Annotated in this window: 18 protein-coding genes; 10 read left to right on the top strand and 8 right to left on the bottom strand. The window is 69.6% G+C overall.

Annotation, left to right across the window (positions count from 1 at the left end):
* Positions 1–6: 6 nt before the first annotated feature.
* The 4 genes from A8M77_RS30325 to A8M77_RS30310 form a co-directional block, all read right to left on the bottom strand.
* The gene (locus tag A8M77_RS30325; RefSeq protein ID WP_086925187.1) at positions 7–516 is read right to left on the bottom strand and encodes a periplasmic heavy metal sensor; all 510 of its coding nucleotides are present in this window, start codon (positions 514–516) and stop codon (positions 7–9) included.
* The gene (locus A8M77_RS30320; protein ID WP_086925186.1) at positions 513–935 is read right to left on the bottom strand and encodes a hypothetical protein; all 423 of its coding nucleotides are present in this window, start codon (positions 933–935) and stop codon (positions 513–515) included. Before A8M77_RS30320 ends, A8M77_RS30325 begins: the two co-directional genes overlap by 4 nt.
* The gene (locus A8M77_RS30315) at positions 932–1,525 is read right to left on the bottom strand and encodes an RNA polymerase sigma factor (protein ID WP_086925185.1); all 594 of its coding nucleotides are present in this window, start codon (positions 1,523–1,525) and stop codon (positions 932–934) included. Before A8M77_RS30315 ends, A8M77_RS30320 begins: the two co-directional genes overlap by 4 nt.
* Positions 1,526–1,657: 132 nt before the next feature.
* Positions 1,658–2,482, bottom strand: coding sequence for a ferritin-like domain-containing protein (locus tag A8M77_RS30310; RefSeq protein ID WP_086925184.1), 825 nt, complete (start codon positions 2,480–2,482; stop codon positions 1,658–1,660).
* 84 nt (positions 2,483–2,566) lie between these two features.
* Here A8M77_RS30310 and A8M77_RS30305 point away from each other — a divergent pair, with 84 nt between their 5' ends.
* Positions 2,567–4,510, top strand: a complete 1,944-nt coding sequence (locus A8M77_RS30305) for a PhoX family protein (RefSeq protein WP_086925183.1) — start codon at positions 2,567–2,569, stop codon at positions 4,508–4,510.
* Positions 4,511–4,519: 9 nt separating this feature from the next.
* Here A8M77_RS30305 and A8M77_RS30300 read toward each other — a convergent pair whose 3' ends face one another.
* Entirely contained in the window at positions 4,520–5,476 is a 957-nt protein-coding gene (locus tag A8M77_RS30300) for a cupin-like domain-containing protein (RefSeq protein WP_086925182.1), read from the bottom strand.
* A 250-nt stretch (positions 5,477–5,726) separates the two neighbouring features.
* Here A8M77_RS30300 and A8M77_RS30295 point away from each other — a divergent pair, with 250 nt between their 5' ends.
* Positions 5,727–6,668 carry a diguanylate cyclase domain-containing protein gene (locus A8M77_RS30295; protein ID WP_158101027.1) on the top strand — a complete coding sequence of 314 codons (942 nt, stop codon included), beginning with the start codon at positions 5,727–5,729 and terminating at the stop codon, positions 6,666–6,668.
* Positions 6,665–10,366 (top strand): CHASE domain-containing protein, encoded by a 3,702-nt coding sequence (locus A8M77_RS30290; RefSeq protein WP_086925180.1) that lies wholly within the window; start codon positions 6,665–6,667, stop codon positions 10,364–10,366. Before A8M77_RS30295 ends, A8M77_RS30290 begins: the two co-directional genes overlap by 4 nt.
* Here A8M77_RS30290 and A8M77_RS30285 read toward each other — a convergent pair.
* Positions 10,332–10,721: a DUF2784 domain-containing protein gene (locus A8M77_RS30285; RefSeq protein WP_086925179.1), complete on the bottom strand. Its 390-nt coding sequence runs from the start codon at positions 10,719–10,721 to the stop codon at positions 10,332–10,334. The genes A8M77_RS30290 and A8M77_RS30285 overlap by 35 nt on opposite strands.
* Positions 10,722–10,896: 175 nt before the next feature.
* Here A8M77_RS30285 and alaS point away from each other — a divergent pair, with 175 nt between their 5' ends.
* From alaS to A8M77_RS30265, 4 genes are all read left to right on the top strand, one after another.
* Positions 10,897–13,521 (top strand): alanine--tRNA ligase, encoded by a 2,625-nt coding sequence (gene alaS / locus A8M77_RS30280; protein WP_086925178.1) that lies wholly within the window; start codon positions 10,897–10,899, stop codon positions 13,519–13,521.
* Between the two features lie 3 nt (positions 13,522–13,524).
* Positions 13,525–14,268, top strand: coding sequence for an ABC transporter substrate-binding protein (locus A8M77_RS30275; protein ID WP_086925177.1), 744 nt, complete (start codon positions 13,525–13,527; stop codon positions 14,266–14,268).
* 151 nt (positions 14,269–14,419) lie between these two features.
* Positions 14,420–15,439: a 2-dehydropantoate 2-reductase gene (locus tag A8M77_RS30270; RefSeq protein ID WP_238137028.1), complete on the top strand. Its 1,020-nt coding sequence runs from the start codon at positions 14,420–14,422 to the stop codon at positions 15,437–15,439.
* Positions 15,440–15,447: 8 nt separating this feature from the next.
* Positions 15,448–16,698, top strand: coding sequence for a D-amino acid dehydrogenase (locus A8M77_RS30265; protein WP_086925176.1), 1,251 nt, complete (start codon positions 15,448–15,450; stop codon positions 16,696–16,698).
* 13 nt (positions 16,699–16,711) lie between these two features.
* Here A8M77_RS30265 and A8M77_RS30260 read toward each other — a convergent pair whose 3' ends face one another.
* Entirely contained in the window at positions 16,712–17,071 is a 360-nt protein-coding gene (locus tag A8M77_RS30260) for a hypothetical protein (RefSeq protein ID WP_086925175.1), read from the bottom strand.
* Between the two features lie 195 nt (positions 17,072–17,266).
* Here A8M77_RS30260 and A8M77_RS30255 point away from each other — a divergent pair, with 195 nt between their 5' ends.
* The 3 genes from A8M77_RS30255 (at position 17,267) to A8M77_RS30245 (ending at position 21,399) form a co-directional block, all read left to right on the top strand.
* Entirely contained in the window at positions 17,267–19,441 is a 2,175-nt protein-coding gene (locus A8M77_RS30255) for a type I secretion system permease/ATPase (RefSeq protein ID WP_086925174.1), read from the top strand.
* 1 nt (position 19,442) lies between these two features.
* The gene (locus A8M77_RS30250) at positions 19,443–20,897 is read left to right on the top strand and encodes an HlyD family type I secretion periplasmic adaptor subunit (protein WP_086925173.1); all 1,455 of its coding nucleotides are present in this window, start codon (positions 19,443–19,445) and stop codon (positions 20,895–20,897) included.
* Between the two features lie 70 nt (positions 20,898–20,967).
* The gene (locus A8M77_RS30245) at positions 20,968–21,399 is read left to right on the top strand and encodes a hypothetical protein (protein WP_086925172.1); all 432 of its coding nucleotides are present in this window, start codon (positions 20,968–20,970) and stop codon (positions 21,397–21,399) included.
* Between the two features lie 38 nt (positions 21,400–21,437).
* On the opposite strand, the gene A8M77_RS30240 is transcribed toward A8M77_RS30245, so the two are convergent.
* The gene (locus A8M77_RS30240; RefSeq protein WP_086925171.1) at positions 21,438–22,256 is read right to left on the bottom strand and encodes a substrate-binding domain-containing protein; all 819 of its coding nucleotides are present in this window, start codon (positions 22,254–22,256) and stop codon (positions 21,438–21,440) included.
* Positions 22,257–22,368: the final 112 nt, after the last annotated feature.

Below are 22,368 nucleotides of genomic sequence, written 5' to 3'. Positions count from 1 at the left end.
ATGTGTTCAGGGCCTGGGGGGCGCGGGCGGCACGCGCAGGTTGCCTTGCGTGGACAGGCCCTGCACGAAGGTCGCGCGCTCGGCGGGTGAGAGCGTGTCGGCGAAGCGCAGCACGTGGGCTTCGACGCGCTCGCGCAGCGCCACGTCGGCGGCGCGGGTGCGGGCCAGCGCGGCCTCGGCGGCGCCGCGGTCGAGCGTGGGCGCGGCCAGCAGGCGTGCGGCCTCCAGACGGCCTTCGCGGCTGGCCTGCACCAGGTCGGCGGACTCGCGCCGAAGGTCGCGCAGGCCGGTGCGGAAGGCCTGGCGCTGTGCCGGGGCCAAGGCGTCGGCGGCGAAGCGCAGCCCGCGCGGCGCGGCGGGCGTGGCTTGCGCGGCCTGTGCGGCGGGTGCTGCAGGCTCGGCTGGTTCATGGGTGGTCCACCAGCGCCAGGCGCCGCCGGCGATGCCGCCCATCAGGAAGATGTTGAGCGCGATCGATGCGATGGCCCAGCCCTTGAAGGATCGTTCGCCGCTCATTCCTCGCTCCAGTCGGCTGCGGTGCCGGTGTCGAAGATGGAAGTGGACCATCCGCTCGCGGCAATCGCGGGACGCGTCGCCGGCACGACGGCGGCGAGCGCGATCGACATGGCCAGCGCGCCGGCAGCGGCGCCGGCGAGGCCGAGGCCGGCCGCGCCCAGGCCGGGCCACCACCAGCGGACCGGCGTGCGCGGCGGCGCCCGCATGGCGTCCTGCGCGCGGCGGGCCAGCGCGGTATCGGGTGCAGCGACGGCATGCAGGTCGAGCAGCTGGTCGAGTTCGACGGCGCGAGCCAGCTGCGCCCGTGCCGCTGTATCGTGCGCGAGGAGCCGCAGCGCCGCGGCGCGCTCGGCCTCGGGCCAGCGGCGCGGGTCCGCGCCCCAGGCATCGGCAAGCTGTCGAAGGCGTTCAGGCGTCATGGCGCGGTATCCGGCGAAGAGGGGGGACAGGAAGGGCGTGTCGCGTCGACGAGTTGCGCCCGCAGGGTGCGGCGTGCGCGGGCCAGCAGGCTTTCGAGTGCGTCCACCGAGATGTCCATGAGCGCGGCGGCATCCGCCTGCGGCAGCTCCTGGTAGTAGTGCAGCACCAGCGCCTCGCGCTGGCGCGCGGGCAGCCGGGCCAGTGCGGCCGCCACCCGTTCGGCGCCCTGCAGGCGGTCCAGGCGCTCGTCGGGAGGCGGGGCGGTGTCGGGCGGCTCCGGCATCTCATCCATCGTCTGCTCGTGGCGTGTGCGGGCGCTGCGCAGCCGGTCGCGGCAGAGATTGAGCGCCACCCGATGCAGCCAGGTGTCCAGCCGCGCCTCGCCCGGCCGCCAGTGCGGGGCCTGCTTCCAGGCGCGCACCAGCGTTTCCTGGGCCACGTCCTCGGCCTCGCCGCGCTGGCCGAGGAGGCGCTGGGCCAGGGCCAGGATGCGCGGCAGCTTGCGCGACACCAGTTCGCGCGCGGCCGAGGCCTCGTTGCGGCCGAGGCGCAGCAGCAGTTCGTCGTCTGTGCCATTGGATTCAGCCAAAGAACACCATCGGACCGCGGGTGATCGGGGCGACCGGGACAGGAGATTTCATCGAAAAACAGGCGGCGCGCCAACGTGGCGCATCACTTGAACGCGCGAAGACGAGAAATCCGTCGCTCCCGGCGGGGAGCTTTATTTCAGGAATACGCGTTGCATGAACAGCTCGATCGGAAACTGCAGCGCCGCCTGCACCGGCCCGGGCAGTTCCAGCGGGCGCATCAGCATCTTCAGCGCGGCCCCGGGGCTCAGGTGCCGGCTCACGGTGCGGCCCATGCGGCCTGCCACGTCCCGCAGGTAGCGCGCATCCTCGGCGCGCTCGGGCGCGTGGACCTTCGCGATGTGGCGGATCGCGCAGTCCGCGTCCTCGCTCTTGAGCTCCCAGGTGCGGCGCGCCACGGTGCCCAGCACGCGCAGGCGGCCCAGGCCCTCGGCCTCTCGGTAGCGGCGGAAGAAGCGGTAGAAGTGCTTGTAGTGGCTGACCTCGTCGTTCGCGATGCGGGTGGCCAGATCGGCGAAGACAGGTTCCTGGGTGCTGCGGGCGAGTGCCCGGTAGTAGGTGGCGGTGCCGGTCTCGACCACGCAACGCGCCGACATCTCCAGGCCGCGGGTGGGGGCCAGCAGTTCGACCTTGCAGTAGCCCGCGTATTCCCCGAGGAAGCTGCGGAAGGCGCGCTCCCAGTCGAACGCGGGCCACACGTGGCGCACGTAGGCCTGCAGGGCCCGGCCGTGCTGCAGTTCCTCGGGCTCCCAGTGTTCCCGCAGCCAGCGGGTCACCTCGCCGTCGCCTTCGTAGAAGTCGATCAGGTTGCGGGTGTACAGGTCGGACCCGCTTTCGATGAAGGAGGCCGAGCAGGCCAGGTAGAAGTGGGTTTCGTCGGATCGGACCCGGTCCAGCGCGATGCGCGAGAAGTCCAGGTCCTCGATGTTCCAGCGTCCGGTTTCGTTGCAAGCCTGCATATGGCGTCACCTTACTCCTATGTCATGGGGGCTTCACAAGCGTCCAGCAACATAGAAAGCTCCCCACATGCCGAGTTCCGAAAAATGGCCAAAGACTTCAACGACATGGAAGACTCCAACCGGAGCGCCAATCCCACCATTCATGAGGTCTCCGACCCTGCCCGGCGGGTATTCATCCGGGGTGGCCTCGCCGCCACGGCGACGGGCCTGTTCGGCGCGCTGGCCGGTTGCGCAGCCTTCGGCGGCAACGGCGGCAACGGCCATGACGAGGTCAGCAGTGCTGCCTCGCTCGGCCGGAGCATCGGCTTCAAGAGCGTGCAAATGGCGGCGGTGGACCGCGTGGTGGTGCCCGAGGGCTACAGTGCCCAGGTGCTCTACCGCTGGGGCGACCCGGTGGGCATCGCCGGCCAGATGCCGGCCTTCCGCGCCGACGGCGGCAACACGGCGGCCGAGCAGGCGCTGCAGGCCGGCATGCACCACGACGGCATGGCCTTCTTCCCGATCGAGGGCTCCTCGCAGCGCGGCCTGCTGGTGATGAACCACGAGTACGTGGACGACGGCCTGCTGCACACCGACGGCATGAAGACCTGGAGCGCCGAGAAGGTGCGCAAGTCCATGAACGCGCACGGCGTCTCGGTGATCGAGATCCAGCGTGAGGGCAGCGCGTGGAAGCAGGTCCTGCCTTCGAAGTTCGCGCGCCGCGTCACCGCGCTCACGCCCATGGTCATGACAGGCCCGGCCGCCGGCCACCCGATGCTGCGCACTGCTGCCGACCCGAGCGGCACCCGCATCCTCGGCACCTACAACAACTGCTCCAACGGCCAGACGCCCTGGGGCACCTACCTCACGTGCGAAGAAAACTTCGCCGACTACTTCCAGGGCACCGACAACCCCGACGCCCACCAGCGCCGCTGGGGCATCCGCAAGGGCAACGGCAGAAAGTACCGCTGGCACGAGCACGAGGAGCGCTTCGACGTCGCGACGCACCCCAACGAATCCAACCGCTACGGCTGGGTGGTGGAGATCGACCCGCAGGACCCTTCCTCCACCCCGGTCAAGCGCAGCGCCCTCGGCCGCGCCGCCCACGAAGGCGCGGCCACCGCGCTCACCACCGACGGCCGCGCGGTCGTCTACATGGGCGAGGATGCGCGCTTCGAGTACATCTACAAGTTCGTCAGCCGCGACCGCGTGAAGCCCGGCGGCTTCGCGGCCAACCGCGCGCTGCTGGACCAGGGCACCCTCTACGTCGCACGCTTCGACGTGGACGGCACCGGCGAGTGGCTGCCGCTGGTGCAGGGCCAGGGCCCGCTCACGGCCGACAAGGGCTTCGCGAACCAGGGCGACGTGCTGATCAAGTCGCGGCAGGCCAGCGATGCGCTGGGCGCCACCAAGATGGACCGGCCCGAATGGACCACGGTGGACCCGCTGAGCAAGTGGGTCTATTGCACGCTGACCAACAACAGCAGCCGCGGCCAGCAGGGGCAGCCCTTCATGGACGCGGCCAACCCGCGCAGCAACAACACCATGGGCCAGATCATTCGCTGGAAGGAACGCGGCGACCTGGACGGCACCCGTTTCGATTGGAACCACCTGGTGCTGGCCGGCGACCCGAAGCAGGGCCGCAGCGAGGCGCAGGGCAGCATCAAAGGCGACACCTTCGGCAGCCCCGACGGCCTGATGGTCGATGCGCGCGGCGTGCTGTGGATCCAGACCGACGTCTCGACCTCGACCCTGGGCAAGGGCGACTACACCAACCTGCCCAACAACCAGATGCTGGCCTGCGACCCGACCCAGGGCGAGATCCGCCGCTTCCTGCTCGGCCCTGCCGGCTGCGAGGTGACCGGCCTCACGGCGACGCCGGACCTGAAGTCGCTGTTCATCAACATCCAGCACCCCGGCGAGCCGGCCAACGAGCGCAGCGATCCGGACCGCCCGCTGGCGATCTCGAAGTGGCCCGACGGCGCCGGCCGGCCGCGCTCGGCCACCGTGGTCATCACCAGGAACGACGGCGGGGTCGTCGGAACCTGAGCCCGCGGCTCAGGAAGCCAGTGCGCGGGCGCGCCGGCGGCTCTGCAGCAGGTCGATCGGCACCTGCACGGCCTGCGAGGCCGCGGCCTTGGCCCGGTCGGCCAGCGGATGGCCGTGGTCGATCGCCCAGGGCGACAGGCCGCAGCGGCGCAGCAGGTGGTTGAAGGCGTGCGCACGGGTCCAGCGGTCCGAAGTGCGGGTCCGGAAGGTGAAGGCCAGCGAGATCGACAGGTCGGAGCCCGTGTGCACGCGGTGTGGTGCGATGAACGGGTGGTGCACGCCCAGCCCGGGCCGCAGGTCGTAGCGCATCGCCTTGGCTTCGAAGTCGGGCCGGTAGACCGGGCGCCGACTCTCGAAGGCGGCCAGCAGGCGGTCCTTGTCCGCCTCGCTCATGATCTCCTCGTCGTGCGGATCCCACAGCATCACCTGCTTCTCGCCCAGCACCTGCAGCAGGAAATTCATCTCGCGGTCCATGTGATAGGGCGTGACCGAGTCGCGCGTCGAGACGAACACGTAGGTCGAGTACCAGGTGATGACCGGGTCCATCCCTTCGATCGCCGCGGCGATCTCGGCCAGCATGCCCTCCAGCACCGGGCGGTAGAGCGGGTCGCGCTCGGGGTTGTAGATGCAGATGTAGGCCCGTGATTCCTCGAAGCGGTCCAGCACCTGGTCGAAGGAAAGTCCCTCGCCGTAGCGCGCGTAGGAGGTGTCGAAGTTCGCATCGCCCGGGATCGCGCCGACGCGGTACTGCACCTGGTCGCGCGGCATCCGCCGGCACAGCGAGAACAGCGCGGGCAGCGAGAAGAAATCGGGGTGCTCCGCGAGGTGGTGCTGCAGCACGAAGGGCCGCATGTTGTACGAACTTCGAACCGTGTCGGCATCGAAGTCCAGCAGGTGCTCCTGCCGCTGCCGTCCGCGCGCCGGCAGCGTCGCGGACTCACCCCTGGTAACGAATTCGCCGAGCATTTCCACCTCCGCGGCACGCCATCTGGTGACCGGACGCTGGGGGGCGCCGGCAACGAGTTGTTTTAAAGAAGATTAAACCTTTTGTTTTCGCATTGATAGATGCGAAACGCCTGTGTCGGATTCGCCATCCGGCTGATGCAAAACCACGGGATGGGTCAGGTGCCGGTCAGCGCAAATGCGCTTGGGGGTCGTGAAAATGCGCACCTTTGCCTCAATCGAAAACGTCCGGGCAATGGCGCAAAATATTTCGATGAAGAAAGCCCCGATCGAAGCGAGCCTGCTTCTCGTCGACGACGACCCCAGCATCATCCAGGTCCTCAGCCGCATCCTTTCCGACTACACGGTGGTGCGTTTCGCCACCAGCGGCGCCGATGCACTGCGGCTTTCGAGGGAAGAGCGGCCCGACCTGATCCTGCTGGACGCGCAGATGGGCGACATGAGCGGGCTGCAGGTCTGCGAGTCGCTGAAGACCGACGCCAGCCTTGCGGACATTCCCGTCATCTTCGTCAGCAGCCTGCAGGAATCCGAGCTCGAGGTCGCGGTGCTCGAGATGGGTGCGGTGGATTTCATCCGCAAGCCCTTCAACGCGGCGCAGGTCACGGCGCGCGTGAACATGCAGCTCAAGCTCAAGCGCCTGGCCGATGATCTGCGCCAGCTCTCGCGCGTCGACGGCCTCACGGGCCTGCCCGACGAGCGCGCCTTCGACGAGACCCTGCGGCGCGAACTGCTGCGCGCCGCGGAGGCGAAGCAGTCGCTGTCGCTGGTGCTGCTCGACGTGGACTTCTTCCGTTCCTTCGAGGCGCTGTACGGGCGCAAGGCGGCCGATGCGTGCCTGGTGCAGCTTGGCGATGCCTTGCGCCGGACGCTCGCGCGGCCCGGCGACTACGCCGCGCGGCTCGATGGCGACCGCTTCGCCCTGGTGCTGCCCGATACGCCGGCCGAGGCGGGCACGGCGCTCGCCAACCGCGTCCTGCACGCGATCGAGGCGCTGGACATCGCTCACCAGGGATCGAGCGTGTCGCGCCACATCACCTGCAGCGCCGGGCTGGGCAGCTTCGACGGTGGGGCCGACGCCGCGCCGGATGCGGCGGCCGTCGGCCAGGCGCTGCTTGCGGCGGCGGGCAGCGCGCTGTCGCAGGCGCGCCGCGCTGGCCATGCCCAGGTCGGCGTGGCGGCCCCGCCGGCTGAATGAAGCGCAAGCGCCTGCTGCGGGGGCCGTCCCTTCCCCTGCTGTGGCTGCTCGCGGGCCTGCTGCTGGCAGCGGCGGCCGGGCGCTGGCAGGCGCGCGACAACGAGGCGGTCGCTGCGGCGCGCTTCGAGACGCTGTCGCGCCGCGCGGCCGAGCAGGTCGCCAATCGCATCCACATCTACGAATACGGCCTGCGCGGCGCGCGGGGCGCGGTCATCGCCGCCGGCGGGGAGCATGGCATCACCCGGGCGCGCTTCGCCCAGTACAGCCAGTCGCGCGACATCGCGCACGAGTTCCCGGGCTCGCGCGGCTTCGGCTTCGTGCGGCGCGTGCCCGCCGCGCAGGAGGCGGCCTTCGTCGAGGCGGCCCGGCTGGACGGCAAGCCCGATTTCGCCATCCGCCGCCTCGGCCCGAACGAGGGCGAGCGCTACGTGATCCAGTACCTGGAGCCCTCCGATCCCGACAACCCCGCCGTGGGCCTGGACATCGCCTCGGAGGCCCATCGGCGCGAGGCGGCCGAAGGCGCGATGCGCAGCGGCGAGGCCACGCTGACCGCGCCCATCACGCTGGTGCAGGGCGGCATGCCGCTGCGCTCCTTCCTGCTGCTGCTGCCGGTCTACCGCACCGAGGCCGCGGCGCCGCGCTCGCGCGGTCCGTACAAACCGGCCTCGCCGGCGGCCGCGCGCGAGCAGGCGGTGGGATGGGTCTACACCCCGATCGTGATCGACGAGGTGCTGCACGGCTTCGACTTCCAGGATGGCGAGTTCTCGCTGGCGCTGGTGGACGCGACGCAGGCCGGGCCGGCCGAACGCTTCTTCGACACCCACGGGGCCGCGGCTTTCGCCGGCGCGCGCCAGGTCGTGCTGCCGCTGCCCCTGTTCGGAAGGACCTGGCAGGTCGAGGTGCGTTCGCAGCCGCCGTTCATCGCGCGCCTGAACCTGCGCAGCCCTTGGGGCGTGTTCGGCGGCGTGGCGTTGCTGGCATTGCTGGTGGCCCTGATGGTGGCCATCCAGCAGAAGACCCGGCGCCGGGCCGAGCAGGCCGGACTGCAGCGCTCGCGGCTGGCGGCCATCGTGACCAGCTCCAACGACGCCATCATCGGCTGGCGGCTGGACGGCACCATCACCGACTGGAACGACGCCGCGACCCAGATCTTCGGTTATTCCGCCGAGGAGGCGATCGGCCATCCGCTGCCGGCGCTGCTGGTGCCGGCCGCCTACGAGCCCGAGGAGGCGGAGATGATGCGCCGCATCGCCGAAGGCCAGGCCATCGCTGCCTTCGAGACCTTCCGCCGGCACCGCAGCGGCGCGATGGTGCCGGTGTCGGTCGCGGCGGCGCCGATCCGCGCCGCCGACGGCCGCGTGATCGGCGCCGCGCAGACCGTGCGCGACATCACGCACGAGCGGGCCACCAAGGCGCACATCCTCGAACTGAACGCGACGCTGGAGCAGCAGGTCAGCGAGCGCACCATCGAGCTGCTGGCCATGTCGGCGCGCGAGCGGGCGATCCTGGCCAGCGCGGGCGCCGCCATCATCGCCACCGACGTGCACGGCAAGGTCACGCTGTTCAACCCGGCGGCCGAGCAACTGCTGGGCTATGCGGCCTCCGAGGTGGTGGGAAAAGTGGCGCTGAGCCACTTCCACGATGCGCGCGAGCTCCAGGCCCGCAGCGCCGCACTGGAGGCCGGGCTCGGCCGGCCGCTGCAGGCGGGCGAGGTCTTCGAGCGGCCGGACGCCGACAGCGAATGGACCTATGTGCGCAAGGACGGCCGGCGCGTGCCGGTGCACCTGAAGGTCAGCGCGCTGTACGACGCCAGCGCCAACGTGGCCGGCTTCATCGCGATCGCGGCCGACCTCAGCGACATGAAGCGGGCCCAGACCCAGCTGGAGGCCCTGAACCAGGCGCTCAACGAGCGCAGCGCGCAGGCCGAGTCCGCCAGCAAGGCCAAGAGCGAGTTCCTGGCCAACATGAGCCACGAGATCCGCTCGCCGCTCAACGCCGTCCTCGGCCTGAGCTACCTGCTGCGGCAGACCCGGCTGGACGCGCAGCAGCAGGCCTACCTGGAGAAGATCGACGCGGCCGGCAGCGCGCTGCTCGCAGTCATCAACGACATCCTCGACATCTCCAAGATCGAGGCCGGGGGCATGGTGCTGGAGGAGTCCGAATGGGCCCTGCAGGCACTGCTGCAGGAAGTCATGGCCATGATGGCTGTGAACGCGAACCCCAAGGGCATCGCGCTGCTGCTCGAGGCCGAGGACGGCCTGCCGCGCCAGGTGCGCGGCGATCTCACCCGCGTGCGCCAGGTGCTGGTGAACCTGCTGAGCAACGCGGTCAAGTTCACGGCGCGCGGCTCGGTGCGACTGTCGGTGCATGCGCAGGAGGCTCGGGACGGCCGCGACGGCGAGCGGCTGCGCCTGCGCTTCGCGGTGACGGACACCGGCATCGGCATCGCGCCCGAGGTGCTGGAGCGGCTGTTCGAGCCCTTCACCCAGGCCGACAGCTCCACCACCCGGCGCTTCGGCGGCACCGGGCTGGGCCTGTCGATCGTGCGGCAGCTCACCGGGCTGATGGGTGGCGAGTTCGGTGTGCGCAGCACGCCGGGCCGTGGCAGCGAGTTCTGGGTGGTGCTGCCGCTGGGCGTGGTGCGGGAAGCGCCGGCCGTCTCGCTGGCGGGCATGCCCATGCCGGCGCGGTCGGCCGGCGGGCAGCTCGCCGACATCCGCGTGCTGGTGGTGGACGACAGCCCGGTGAACCTGGAGGTCTGCCAGCACATCCTCGAGCGCGAGGGCGCGCAGGTCAGCCTGGCGGGCGACGGGCACGAGGCGGTGGAGCGCCTGCGCGCGGCGCCGCAGGCCATCGACGCCGTGCTGATGGACGTGCACATGCCGGTGCTCGACGGCATCGATGCCACGCGCCGGATCCGCAGCGAGCTGGGGCTGGATGCGCTGCCGGTGATCGCGCTGACCGCAAGCGCGCTGGTGGCGGAGCGCGACCGGGCGCTGGAAGCCGGCATGAACGATTTCATCTCCAAGCCCTTCGATGCGCAGGTGCTGATCCACTGCGTGCGGCGGCACGTGGAGCGGGTGCGCGGGCGCCCGCTGGCGCCCGCGGCAAGCCCCGCCGACGTCGCACCGGCCTTGCCCGGCTGGCCCTCGATTCCCGGCATCGACGCTGCAGATGCCTTCCAGCGCCTGGGCGGCGACACGGAACTGCTGCGCAGCGTGCTGCGGCGGCTGCTGGCCGAGTTCGGCGACCTGGCCGGCGATGGCGCCGCGCCCCCGGACGCGGGCTTGGAAGCCCGGTTGCACAAGCTCAAGGGCAGTGCCGGCGTGATCGGCGCGACCGCCATCGCACGGCTGGCGGCCGAGAGCGAGGCGGCGCTGAAGTCCGGCGATGCGGGTGCGGCCGGTCAGGCCCTGCGCCCGCTGGGCGCCGAGCTGTGCGCGCTGCAGGTGGCGGCAGGGCCTTTTCTTGCGGCCGGCGACGGGGCGGACGCCGACGGCGCCTCGCCGATCGATCCGGAGGACCTGGCGCTCTTCATCGACAGCCTGCGCAAGCAGAGCATGGGCGCGATGGCGCTGTTCGACGAGCTCGCGCCGGCGCTGCGCAGCTCGCTTGGCAAGGATCGCTTCGAGGCGCTGCGCGCCGCGGTGCAGGGCCTGCAGTTCAGGCGCGCGGTCGAGATCCTCGAGAACGTCTGAGCCCGCGGCGCCAGAGCAGGGCGTAGGCGCCCAGGTTCAGCAGCACGACGAAGACCCCCATGCCGATCTGCCATTCGCGCGTCAGGTACTCGGGATAGATCGCGCCGAGCAGGTAGTGCTGGACGAAACCGCCCTCGTAGCCGGACTGGCCGGCGGCGAGGCGCAGCCTGTTCTCCAGTGGCGTCAGCGGGCATTCCTGCCCGGTCCATGAGATCCAGCCGCCCCAGGCCACGGCCGGCAGGTGCAGCACAGCCACCAGCGGCCAGCGCCACGCCAGTACGCCGCCGGCCACGACGAAGAGGATGAAGAAGCCGTGCAGCAGGAGCACGGCATCGGCGAGCAGGCGCGGTGTCATGGGCCCGAGGGTCGCACGGGCGCCGCTTCCGGGCAAAGGCGAAGGGACAAGGCCGCGCGCCCGGTGCGGGAAGGGGCCAAACCTATAATCTCCGGCTCAGCAGATCAAGCAGTCAGGTGGGTTCGATGCAGGGGCTGCCCGCTGCCGGCCGCCTCTCTCAGCAGTCCAACCCAAGATGAGCCAGCCCACCTTCAGCGTCGCGGACATCCGCAAGTCCTTCCTCGATTTCTTCGCCTCCAAGGGCCACACCGTGGTGCCGTCGAGCTCGCTGGTGCCGGGCAACGACCCGACGCTGATGTTCACCAACTCCGGCATGGTGCAGTTCAAGGACGTGTTCCTCGGCTCCGACAAGCGCCCCTACGTGCGCGCCGCGTCCGTCCAGGCCTGCCTGCGCGCCGGCGGCAAGCACAACGACCTGGAGAACGTGGGCTACACCGCGCGCCACCACACCTTCTTCGAGATGCTGGGCAACTGGAGCTTCGGCGACTACTTCAAGCGCGAGTCGCTCAAGTGGGGCTGGGAACTGCTGACCTCCGTCTACAAGCTGCCGCCCGAGCGTCTGCTGGCGACCGTCTATCACGAGGACGAAGAGGCCTACGACATCTGGACCAAGGAAATCGGCCTGCCGCCCGAACGCGTGATCCGCATCGGCGACAACAAGGGCGGCAAGTACAAGTCCGACAATTTCTGGATGATGGCCGACACCGGCCCCTGCGGCCCCTGCTCGGAGATCTTCTACGACCACGGCCCGCACATCGCCGGCGGCCCGCCGGGCAGCCCCGACGAGGACGGCGACCGCTTCATCGAGATCTGGAACCACGTGTTCATGCAGTTCGACATGCAGCCCGACGGCAGCGTGGTCAAGCTGCCCGCGCCCTGTGTCGACACCGGCATGGGCCTGGAGCGCCTGGCGGCCATCCTGCAGCACGTGCACAGCAACTACGAGATCGACATCTTCGACCGCCTGATCAAGGCCGCCGCGCGCGCGACCGGCACCGATGACCTGGCCAACCCTTCGCTGAAGGTGATCGCCGACCACGCGCGCGCCACCTCCTTCCTGGTGGCCGACGGCGTGATCCCCTCCAACGAGGGCCGCGGCTACGTGCAGCGCCGCATCGTGCGCCGCGCCATCCGCCACGGCTACAAGCTGGGCCAGAAGAAGCCCTTCTTCCACAAGCTGGTGCCCGACCTGGTGGCGCTGATGGGCGAGGCCTATCCCAAGCTGGTGGCCGACGAGCAGCGCATCACCGAGACCCTGAAGGCGGAGGAGGAGCGCTTCTTCGAGACGCTGGCCAACGGCATGGAGATCCTCGACGCTGCCCTGGCCGGCGGTGCCAAGGTGCTGCCGGGCGACGTGGCCTTCAAGCTGCACGACACCTACGGCTTTCCGCTCGACCTGTCGGCGGACGTCTGCCGCGAGCGCGGTGTGGAAGTCGATGCCGCGGGCTTCGATGCCGCGATGGAGAAGCAGAAGGCCGCCGGGCGCGCGGCGGGCAAGTTCAAGATGGACCGCGCCGTCGACTACGGCGGGGCGGCCAACACCTTCACCGGCTACGAGCACCTCGAGGAAAAGGCGCGCGTGCTCGCCCTGTACGTCGAGGGCGCCCCGGTGCAGGAACTGAAGGAAGGCCAGCCCGGCATCGTCGTGCTCGACACCACCCCCTTCTATGCCGAGAGCGGCGGCCAGGTCGGCGACCAGGGCGTGCTGGCGGCCGAGGGCCTGCAGTTCGGCGTGGACGACACGCAGAAGATCAAGGCAGACGTCTACGGCCACCACGGCACGCAGACGCAGGGCACGTTGAAGGTGGGCGATGTCGTCACCGCGCGCGTCGACACGCAGCTGCGCGCCGCCACCATGCGCAACCACAGCGTGACCCACCTGATGCACAAGGCCCTGCGCGAGGTGCTGGGCGGGCACGTGCAGCAGAAGGGCTCGCTCGTCGATGCGGAGAAGACGCGCTTCGACTTCGCGCACAACGCGCCGGTCACCCCCGCGCAGATCCTCGAGATCGAGCGCCGCGTCAATGCCGAGATCCTGGCCAACGAGGCGACGCAGGCGCGCCTGATGGACATGGAGTCGGCCCAGAAGACCGGCGCCGTGATGCTCTTCGGCGAGAAGTACGGCGAGACCGTGCGCGTGCTCGACATCGGCACCAGCCGCGAGCTGTGCGGCGGCACGCACGTGCAGCGCACCGGCGACATCGGCCTCTTCAAGATCGTGAGCGAAGGTGGCGTGGCCGCCGGCGTGCGCCGCATCGAGGCCGTGACCGGCGCCAATGCGCTGGCCTACCTGCAGGAACTGGAGGCCACGGTCAGCAGCGTGGCCGCCACGCTCAAGACGCCGCCTGCCGAGGTGCAGCCGCGCCTGGCGCAACTGCTGGAGCAGGTGCGCGGACTGGAGCGCGAGATCGGTGCCTTGAAGGGCAAGCTGGCCTCGTCCAAGGGCGACGAGCTGGTGGCGCAGGCGGTGGAGGTGGGCGGCATCAAGGTGCTGGCCGCCAAGCTCGACGGTGCCGATGCCAAGACCCTGCGCGAGACCCTGGACAAGCTCAAGGACAAGCTCAAGACCGCGGCCATCGTGCTGGCGGCGGTGGATGGCACCAAGGTCCAGCTCGCGGCCGGCGTGACGGCCGACAGCATGGGCAAGCTCAAGGCCGGCGAGCTGGTCAACTTCGTCGCCCAGCAGGTGGGCGGCAAGGGCGGCGGCAAGGCGGACATGGCGATGGCCGGCGGCAGCGATCCCGCCGCGCTGCCGGCGGCGCTGGCGTCGGTGCAGGGCTGGGTGGCGCAGCGGGTTTGAGCCATGAACGACCCTCTTCCTCTCTTCATCCTCTCCGCCTTCACACCCACCGGGCGGCTGCGCGCCTCCATCAACCTCGGCAACCCGATCCTGGCGAACCGGGACGCGGCCGGCCAGCCGGTGGGCGTGTCCGTCGACCTGGCGCGTGCCTTCGCCCAGCGCCTGGGCGTCGAGCTCGAGCTGGTGGTGTTCGACACCGCGGGCAAGTCGGTCGACGCGGTCAAGGCCGAGCAGGCCGACATCGGTTTCTTCGCCATCGACCCGCTGCGCGGCGAGGGCATCCGCTTCACCGCGCCCTACGTGCTGATCGAAGGCGCCTACCTGGTGCGCGATGCCTCGCCGCTGAAGGATAACGCCGAGGTCGACCAGGCGGGCCGCAGCGTGATGGTCGGCAAGGGCAGCGCCTACGACCTCTACCTGACGCGCGAGCTGAAGACCGCGACCATCCTGCGCGCGCCCAGCTCGCCGGCCGTGGTCGACACCTTCCTGGCCGAGAACGCCGAGGTCGCGGCGGGCGTGAAGCAGCAGCTCGAGGCCGATGCAGCGCGCCTGGGTGGGCTGCGGCTGCTGCCCGGCCGCTTCATGGTGATCCAGCAGGCCATGGGCACCCCGGCGAGCCGCGGCGAGGCGGCGCAGGCCGCGCTGGCCGATTTCGTCGAGGCGATGAAGGCCAGCGGCTTCGTGGCGGAGGCGCTGAAGCGCCACGGCATCCAGGGCGCGGCCGTCGCGCCGGCCCGGAACGCCTGAAGCGCCGGCGGGCGCCGGCCCGGGCTGTCGGCGGACACCTCTAGCCCGATCGCACCCGTCCATGTCATAGTGATCCGGATGCGAGGGCTCCGGACAATGACGAACACAAGGGTTTGGGCCTGCCGGTCGGCAGCGAGAGGAGGCGCTTCCCGTGCCTGAGGCGCCACCGGTCGACGTCCTGGTGATGGGCGCCGGCACCATCGGCTGCTACATCGGCGGCAGCCTCGTGACGGAAGGGGTGCGGGTGGCCTTCGTCGGCCGTCCGCGCGTGCTGAACGCGCTCGGCCAGCAAGGGATGGTGCTCACGGACCTGGACGGCGGCGACCGCCGGCTCAGGCCATCCATGCTGCAGCTCTTCGACCGGGTGCCCGAGGGCATCCACCCCGCGCTGGTGCTGCTGACGGTGAAGAGCGGCGCGACGGCCGAGGCCGCCGCCGAGCTGGACGCGGCGCTGCCGCCGCGCACGCCGGTGCTCTCGCTGCAGAACGGCATCTCGAATGCGCTTCATGCCGCCCGGGCCGCGCCGACCCTGCACGTGCTGCCGGGCATGGTCCCCTACAACGTGGCGGAACTCGGGCCCGGCCACTTTCATCGCGGCACCGGCGGCCGGCTGGCGGCCCGGCAGGACGCGGCGCTGCGCAGCTGGGTCTCGGTCTTCGAGCAGGCGGGCGTGGGCATCGACCTGCATCCCGACCTGCTGCCGATCCAGTGGGGCAAGCTGCTGCTCAACCTCAACAACCCGGTCAACGCGCTGTCGGGCCTGCCGCTGCGCGAGCAACTGCTCGATCGCGGCTACCGGCGCTGCCTGGCCGCACTGATGGACGAGGCGCTGGAGGCGCTGGAGTGGGCCCGCATCCAGCCGGCGCAGCTCGCGGCCGTGCCGCCGCGCCGGATGCCGTCGATCCTGCGGCTGCCCACGCCCTTGTTCCGCCTGGTCGCCGCGCGCATGCTGCGCATCGATGCCCAGGCGCGCTCCAGCATGGCCGACGACCTGGCGCTCGGCCGGCGCACCGAGGTCGATGCGTTGTGCGGCGAGGTGGTCCGCCTGGCTCGTGCCAACGGCGCGCGCGCACCGCTCAGCGCGAAGATGGTGGAGCTGGTGGAGGCCTGGCCGCAGAAGCCGGAGCACCTGTCGGCGCCGCAGCTGCTGTCGGCGCTGGGATTGAAATAGGAGGCGGAATGCAGGTCCTGGTCCTCGGCAGCGGCGTGATCGGCACCACGGTGGCCTACTACCTGGCGAGGGACGGCCACGAGGTGACGGTGCTGGACCGCCAGGACGCCCCCGCGCTGGAGACCAGCTATGCCAATGCGGGCGAGGTCTCGCCCGGCTACTCGGCGCCCTGGGCCGGGCCCGGCGTGCCGCTGAAGGCGGTCAAGTGGCTGCTGATGCGCCACAGCCCGCTCGTGATCCGCCCCATGCTCGACCTCGCCATGTGGCGCTGGGGCATCGCGATGCTGTGCAACTGCACCCAGGCGCGCTACGAGATCAACAAGAGCCGCATGGTCCGCCTGGCCGAATACAGCCGCGACTGCCTGCAGCAGCTGCGCGCCGACACCGGCATCCGCTACGACGAGCGCGCGCTCGGCACGCTGCAGCTCTTTCGCACGCAGAAGCAGCTCGACGGCACCGGCAAGGACATCGAGGTGCTGAAGGCCTACGGCGTCCCCTACCAGCTGCTCGATCGCGAAGGCTGCGTGAAGTACGAGCCGGCCCTGGCCGCGGTGCGCCACAAGTTCGTCGGCGGCCTGCGCCTGCCGGGCGACGAGACCGGCGACTGCTTCAAGTTCACCCAGGGCCTGGCGCGGCTGGCCGAGGCGGCCGGCGTGCGCTTTCGCTTCGGCGTGAACATCACCGACATCGCGCGTGACGCGCAGGGCGTGGGGGCCGTCCATACCGACGCCGGCCCCTTTCGCGCCGAGCGCTGCGTGCTCGCGCTGGGCAGCTACTCGCCGCGCCTGCTCAAGCCGCTGGGCATCCGGCTGCCGGTGTACCCAGTCAAGGGCTTCTCGATCACCGTGCCCATCGTCGATGCCGCCATGGCGCCGGAGTCCACCGTCATGGACGAGACCTTCAAGGTCGCCGTGACCCGGCTGGGCGACCGCATCCGCGTCGGCGGTACGGCGCAGCTCTCGGGTTACGACCTGCAGCTCAACGACCGGCGGCGCGACACGCTGGAGCACGTGGTGACCGACCTGTTCCCCCAGGGCGGCAGCGTCGAGGGCGCCGAGTTCTGGACCGGCCTGCGCCCCATGACGCCCGACGGAACCCCGCTGCTGGGCGCCACGCCCGTCCCTGGGCTGCTGCTCGCCACCGGTCATGGCACCTTGGGCTGGACCATGGCGGCGGGCACGGGGCGGGTGATGGCCGACCTCATCGGCGGCCGGCGGCCCGGCATCGACATGGAAGGGCTGGGGCTGGACCGGTACTGACCCGCGCCGGCCCTCAGTTGCGCCAGTTGCCGCGCTCGCGCAGCACGGTCTTCTTGCCCTGCGTCACGATCAGCCAGCCGTCCTGCCCGACGAAGTAGCTGGTGGCATTGCCGTCGTAGAACTGCCAGCCCGTCGGGTCGCAGGGGGCGTTGCCGACCGGGCAGGGGCGCTGGCCCGGCTTGCCGACGAGGTTGATGCGGCTGCCGTTTCGGTTGTGGGTGCCGGCATAGGCGAACTGCTCGCAGTCGGTCACGCGCTCGCCGCACATCGGCGTGATCTCCACCGTGTAGCTGCGGGTTTCCAGCGTGGCGGCGCGCAGTGGATCCAGGAAGAAGAGACAGAGCAGGGCGAAGGCTGGTGCAAGTCGGTTCATGGTCGGGTCCGTGCAAGGGCTGCGGGAGCGTGCATCGGAAGACCTCGGCACGCATTCGAGTCCTGACATTTTGTCGCGAGTAGCCCCGCCGCGGGATGCGTCGTCACTATCCTCGCCGGCCCATCCTTCAGGCCAGACCACACATCTCAGCAATGAGTCACTACCTTGAGTTCATCCAAGAATGGGTCGGAATAAATGAGTAGCACCGCAATTCTGGCTGCGGAGACGCAAGATCTGCCTGCGCCTGCGTCGGCGCCTCCCGATACGGGACTGGCGTGCCTGGTGACCATCGCCCGGTTCCATTCGGTCGCTGTCGATCCACAGCAGATTGCGCACGAATTCATCGAGTCGGGCAAGCCGCTGGGTCAGTTCGAGATATTGCTTGCGGCCAAGAAGCTGGACCTGCAGGCCAGGCGTGTGCGTCCGGCACTGTCCCGGCTGCCCAGCACGCCCTTGCCGGCCATCGCCACGGGCAAGGACGGCACCTTCTTCATCGTCGGCCGTTGCCACGGCGAAGGAGACGAGGCACGCGTCCTGATCCAGGATCCCCTGGTGGGGCGGCCCGAACTGCTCACCGTGCAGGCCTTCGCCGAACGCTGGTCGGGCGAGATGATTCTCTTCGCCTCCAGGGCCTCACTGGCGGGCGACCTGGCGAAGTTCGACTTCAGCTGGTTCATCCCTGCGGTGATCAAGTACCGCAAGCTCCTGCTCGAAGTCCTGTTCGTGTCGCTGGTGCTGCAACTGTTCGCCCTGGTGACGCCGCTGTTTTTCCAGGTGGTCATGGACAAGGTGCTGGTGCACCGGGGCTACTCCACACTCGACGTGATCGCCGTTGGCCTGCTGGTCGTGAGCCTCTTCGAGGTGGTCCTGAGCGCGCTGCGCAGCTATGTGTTCGCGCACACGAGCAGTCGCATCGACGTGGAGCTCGGGGCCAAGCTCTTTCGCCACCTTCTGGCCCTGCCTCTCGCGTACTTCCAGGCCCGGCGCGTGGGCGACTCCGTCGCCCGTGTGCGTGAGTTGGAGAACATCCGCTCCTTCCTCACCGGCAACGCGATCACCGTCGTGCTGGACCTCGTGTTCTCCGTGGTCTTCCTCGGGGTGATGCTGTACTACAGCGTCTGGCTCACGCTGATCGTCGTCCTGTCGCTGCCCTGCTATTTCATGCTGTCGCTGCTGTTCACGCCGGCGCTTCGCACACGGCTGAACGAGAAGTTCAACCGCGGCGCGGACAACCAGTCCTTCCTCGTGGAGTCGGTCAGCGGGATCGACACCATCAAGGCCATGGCGGTGGAGCCGCAGTGGACGCGCAAATGGGACAACCAGCTCGCCGCCTATGTCAAAGCCGGCTTGCGCACCGTGTCGATCTCCACCGTGGCGGGCAGCGGCATCACCCTGGTGGGCAAGCTCGTGACGGTGGCGACCATGTGGATGGGCGCCAAGCTCGTCATCGACGGCCAGCTGACGGTCGGCCAGCTGATCGCGTTCAACATGCTCGCCGGCCACGTGGCCAACCCCGTGATGCGCCTCGCGCAGATGTGGACGGAGTTTCAGCAGATCGGAATCTCCATGGAGCGGCTGGGCGACATCCTCAACACCCGTACGGAGATCGTCGGCAACAAAACCGCGATCCCACCCGTGCGCGGCCACATCGAGTTCGATCAGACCGTGTTCCGCTATCGGCCGAACACCCCCGAAGTCCTGCGCGGCGTCTCCCTCGCCATCGAGCCAGGCCAGGTGGTGGCTTTCGTGGGCCGTTCCGGCTCGGGCAAGAGCACCATGGCCAAGCTGGTCCAGCGCATGTACGTGCCCGAGCGCGGCCGGGTGCTGGTCGACGGCACCGACCTGGCGCTCGCCGACAGCTCGTCCCTGCGCCGCCAGATCGGTGTGGTGCTGCAGGAGAACGTGCTGTTCAACCGCACCATCCGCGAGAACATCGCGCTGTCAGACCCGGGCGCGCCGATGGAGGCGGTCATCAAGGTGGCGCAGCTGGCTGGCGCGCACGACTTCATCAGCGAGCTGCCCGATGCCTACGACACGATGGTCGGGGAGCACGGCGCATCCCTCTCGGGCGGGCAGCGCCAGCGCATCGCCATCGCCCGCGCGCTCCTGACCAATCCGCGCATCCTGATCTTCGACGAAGCCACCAGCGCGCTGGACTACGAGTCCGAGCGGATCATCCAGGACAACATGAAGGCGATCTGCAGGGGCCGCACCGTCCTGATCATTGCGCACCGGCTGTCGACCGTGCGCAACGCCGACCGCATCGTCGTGATCGACCGGGGCCAGATCGTCGAAACGGGCAGCCACGCCGAGCTGGTGGCCAACGCCGAGGGCTACTACGCGCGGCTGTGCCGCATGCAGGAGAGCTGAGATGACTGCCTTGCAGATGAAACAGCGTTTCCAGGCTGCTGGCGACCTGTTGGACCGCTACCGGCAGGTCTTCGGCTTCGCATGGGCCCAGCGCAAGAAGATGGAACCGCGCAAGCTCCTGCCCGAAGAGGCGGAGTTTCTGCCGGCGGCGCTGTCGCTGCAGCAGACGCCCGTGTCGCCGCTGCCGCGCGTGACGATGTGGCTGATGATCGCCTTCGCGCTCAGCACGCTGGCGTGGTCCGTCTTCGGGAGGATCGACATCGTGGCCACCGGCCAGGGCAAGGTCGTGCCGGGCAACCGGGTCAAGACGATCCAGCCCCTGGAAACGGCGATGGTCAAGCGCATCCTGGTGAGCGACGGGCAGGTGGTGAGGGTCGGGCAGGTGTTGGTCGAGTTCGACGCGACCACGGTGTCGGCGGATGTCAGCCGCGTGGGCGGCGAGTTGTCCACCGCATACCTGCAGGGTGCGCGCGCCGAGGCGCTGCTGGCTGCGCTGCGGCCGCTCGAGTCCGGCCGGGTCTCCGCGCCGCCGCGGCTTGGGCCCGCGCCGGGCGCTGCGCCGAACGACCGGGCCCAAGCGCAGGCCCTGCTGGACGCCCAGTACGCCGAGCTGCGTTCCAAGCTCGCGCGCATCGAGAGCGACATCGACCGGCGCGAGGCGGAACACCAATCGGTCTCGGCCATGGTGCGCAAGCTGGAGCAGACCGCACCGATCGCGCGGCAGCGTGCGCAGGACTACAAGCGCCTGGTCGAAGAGAACTTCGTCTCGCAGCACGGCTACCTCGAGCGCGAGCAGGCGCGCATCGAGCTGGAGGCGGATCTCGTGGCACAGCGCAGCCGCCTGCGCGAGATCGACGCCTCGCTGCGAGAGGCGCGGGCGCAGCACAAGGCCATGGTGGCCGAGGCTGTTCGCGCGGCGCTCGACGGCGCAAGTGAGGCGCGGCAGAAATCCGAATCGCTGCGCCAGGAGCACATCAAGGCGGATTCGCGCGCCGGCGCCATGACGCTGGTGTCGCCCGTGGACGGCGTCGTGCAGCAACTGGCGATCCACACGGTGGGTGGCGTCGTCACGCCGGCGCAGCCGCTGATGGTCATCGTTCCGCGCGATGACGCGCTGGAAGTCGAGGCCTTCATCGAGAACAAGGACATCGGCTTCGTTCACGCCGGCCAGGATGCCGCGGTGAAAGTGGAAACCTTTGAGTACACCAAGTTCGGCGTCATCCCGGCCAAGGTGACCCACGTGTCGAACGATGCGCTGCAGGACGAGAAGCGCGGGTTGATCTATTCGATGCACGTCAAGTTGTCGGAAGCAGCCATCCAGGTCGAGGGCAAGAAGGTCAACCTGAGCCCGGGCATGGCCGTCGCCGTCGAGGTCAAGACCGGCAAGCGGCGTGTCATCGAGTACTTCCTGAGCCCGCTGCTGCAGCACGCCAACGAAAGCTTGAAGGAGCGGTGAGGCGCGAGCCGTCGCCATCGAGCTGTTCCAACCCCGCTTTCCCGCCAACCACTGAACCAAAGGAATCCTCATGAAAGACCAAAGCCTCAACGAACAAGCCGGCAAGAAAGAGACGAGCGCGCCGGCGCAGGTCCTCCCGGACGCGGCGAACCAGGAACAAGGCAAGGCGCCGGAGTTCCCGCAGATCCGCCTCGTGCCGGCCGACGGTTCGGACCAGCCGGTGCTGTCGAACTACGCGACGGTGCAGGTCGCGCCGGCGATGGTGTACCTCGACTTCGGCTTCATCGAGCCTGGTCTGATCGCGGCGTTGCAGGCAACGGTCCGTACCAATGGCACGCTCCCGGAAAGGATCAACGGTCGCCTGGCAACGCGCGTCGCGCTGAGCATGGACGTGCTGCAGGCCTTGCACACGCAACTGGGTGCGGTCATCGAAGGGGTGACGAGCGCAGCGCAACAGCAACTTGCTGCCTACAGCGAGGCGCAGAAGCAGAAGCAGCACTGATTTCACCCAGCGACTGCGCGGCAGCAGCCGTCTAGCGATCATCGCTGCGCTGGCGATGAGAGGCCCACGGGTTCCAGCCCGCTCCTGACGATCGCCGGCGTGGCCTGCGGCGAGGTGAAGTAGCGGATCAACTGCTTCGCCGCCTCTGGCTGCTTCGCGCCGGTCGCGATCCCGGCCGAGAACACGGTGACGCGCTGCACCTCCGCCGGCAGCGGGCCGATGTAGTCGATGCCCTGGATCGGCAGCAGCTCGCTGACCTGCTGCAGGCCCAGCGCGGCATCACCGCGCGCAACCACCGATCCCACCCTCTCGCTCAGGATCTTGCGGCTCTTGGGCTTGACCTGCTCCTCGATGCCCAGCGTCCTCAGCAGCTCGGTCTCGTAGTAGGTGCCGCTGGCGCTGGCCGAGTAGGCGATGGAAGGCGCCGCGAGCAGGGTGCGCTTGAGCGCATCGACGGTGCCGATGTCCGGCTTGGGCGTGCCGCTGCGCACTGCGAAGCCGATGGACGAGCGCACCAGGTCGACCTGGCTGCCCGCCACCACCTGGCCCTGCGCCACCAGGGCATCGAGGGCCGGGCGCGCCAGGATCACGATGTCGACCGGCTCGCGGCGCGCCAGCCGGCTGGGGATCGAATCGCTGGCCGCGCCCATGGAGGCGCCGTAGGCGGTCAGCACCTTGTGGCCGGTCGATTTCTCATAAGCCGGCGTGAGTTCGTTGTAGGCGGCGGTAAAGCCGCCGGAAGTCATCACGCGGATCTCCGTGCCGGCGGGCGCAAGGCCGCGGGAACCCGCGCAGCCGGCAAGAACAAGGGCGGCCCCCAGCAGGGCGGCCCGGCGAGTGAGCCTGGCAAGCGTCATGGAGTGTCTCCAAAGGGGAACGCGCAGCCCATGCTAGACATCATGGTCGCTCGATAGGTCAGCGAGGGGCTCGTCTCCGGTATCGTGGATTGCGCACTTTGGTGCGCCGAGC

Source organism: Variovorax sp. JS1663 (genome assembly GCF_002157355.1).
Taxonomy (GTDB): domain Bacteria; phylum Pseudomonadota; class Gammaproteobacteria; order Burkholderiales; family Burkholderiaceae_C; genus Variovorax.
This window is presented reverse-complemented; position numbering and strand designations above follow the sequence as displayed.

What these genes read in the sequence shown, in the direction of transcription:
- A8M77_RS30285 (WP_086925179.1), bottom strand. Translation starts at nt 10,721, where the DNA reads ATGACACCGCGCCTGCTCGCCGATGCCGTGCTCCTGCTGCACGGCTTC.
- A8M77_RS30320 (WP_086925186.1), bottom strand. Translation starts at nt 935, where the DNA reads ATGACGCCTGAACGCCTTCGACAGCTTGCCGATGCCTGGGGCGCGGAC.
- A8M77_RS30310 (WP_086925184.1), bottom strand. Translation starts at nt 2,482, where the DNA reads ATGCAGGCTTGCAACGAAACCGGACGCTGGAACATCGAGGACCTGGAC.
- A8M77_RS30250 (WP_086925173.1), top strand. Translation starts at nt 19,443, where the DNA reads ATGACTGCCTTGCAGATGAAACAGCGTTTCCAGGCTGCTGGCGACCTG.
- A8M77_RS30295 (WP_158101027.1), top strand. Translation starts at nt 5,727, where the DNA reads ATGAAGAAAGCCCCGATCGAAGCGAGCCTGCTTCTCGTCGACGACGAC.
- A8M77_RS30275 (WP_086925177.1), top strand. Translation starts at nt 13,525, where the DNA reads ATGAACGACCCTCTTCCTCTCTTCATCCTCTCCGCCTTCACACCCACC.
- A8M77_RS30290 (WP_086925180.1), top strand. Translation starts at nt 6,665, where the DNA reads ATGAAGCGCAAGCGCCTGCTGCGGGGGCCGTCCCTTCCCCTGCTGTGG.
- A8M77_RS30300 (WP_086925182.1), bottom strand. Translation starts at nt 5,476, where the DNA reads ATGCTCGGCGAATTCGTTACCAGGGGTGAGTCCGCGACGCTGCCGGCG.
- A8M77_RS30255 (WP_086925174.1), top strand. Translation starts at nt 17,267, where the DNA reads ATGAGTAGCACCGCAATTCTGGCTGCGGAGACGCAAGATCTGCCTGCG.
- alaS (WP_086925178.1), top strand. Translation starts at nt 10,897, where the DNA reads ATGAGCCAGCCCACCTTCAGCGTCGCGGACATCCGCAAGTCCTTCCTC.
- A8M77_RS30325 (WP_086925187.1), bottom strand. Translation starts at nt 516, where the DNA reads ATGAGCGGCGAACGATCCTTCAAGGGCTGGGCCATCGCATCGATCGCG.
- A8M77_RS30265 (WP_086925176.1), top strand. Translation starts at nt 15,448, where the DNA reads ATGCAGGTCCTGGTCCTCGGCAGCGGCGTGATCGGCACCACGGTGGCC.
- A8M77_RS30245 (WP_086925172.1), top strand. Translation starts at nt 20,968, where the DNA reads ATGAAAGACCAAAGCCTCAACGAACAAGCCGGCAAGAAAGAGACGAGC.
- A8M77_RS30260 (WP_086925175.1), bottom strand. Translation starts at nt 17,071, where the DNA reads ATGAACCGACTTGCACCAGCCTTCGCCCTGCTCTGTCTCTTCTTCCTG.
- A8M77_RS30305 (WP_086925183.1), top strand. Translation starts at nt 2,567, where the DNA reads ATGGCCAAAGACTTCAACGACATGGAAGACTCCAACCGGAGCGCCAAT.
- A8M77_RS30240 (WP_086925171.1), bottom strand. Translation starts at nt 22,256, where the DNA reads ATGACGCTTGCCAGGCTCACTCGCCGGGCCGCCCTGCTGGGGGCCGCC.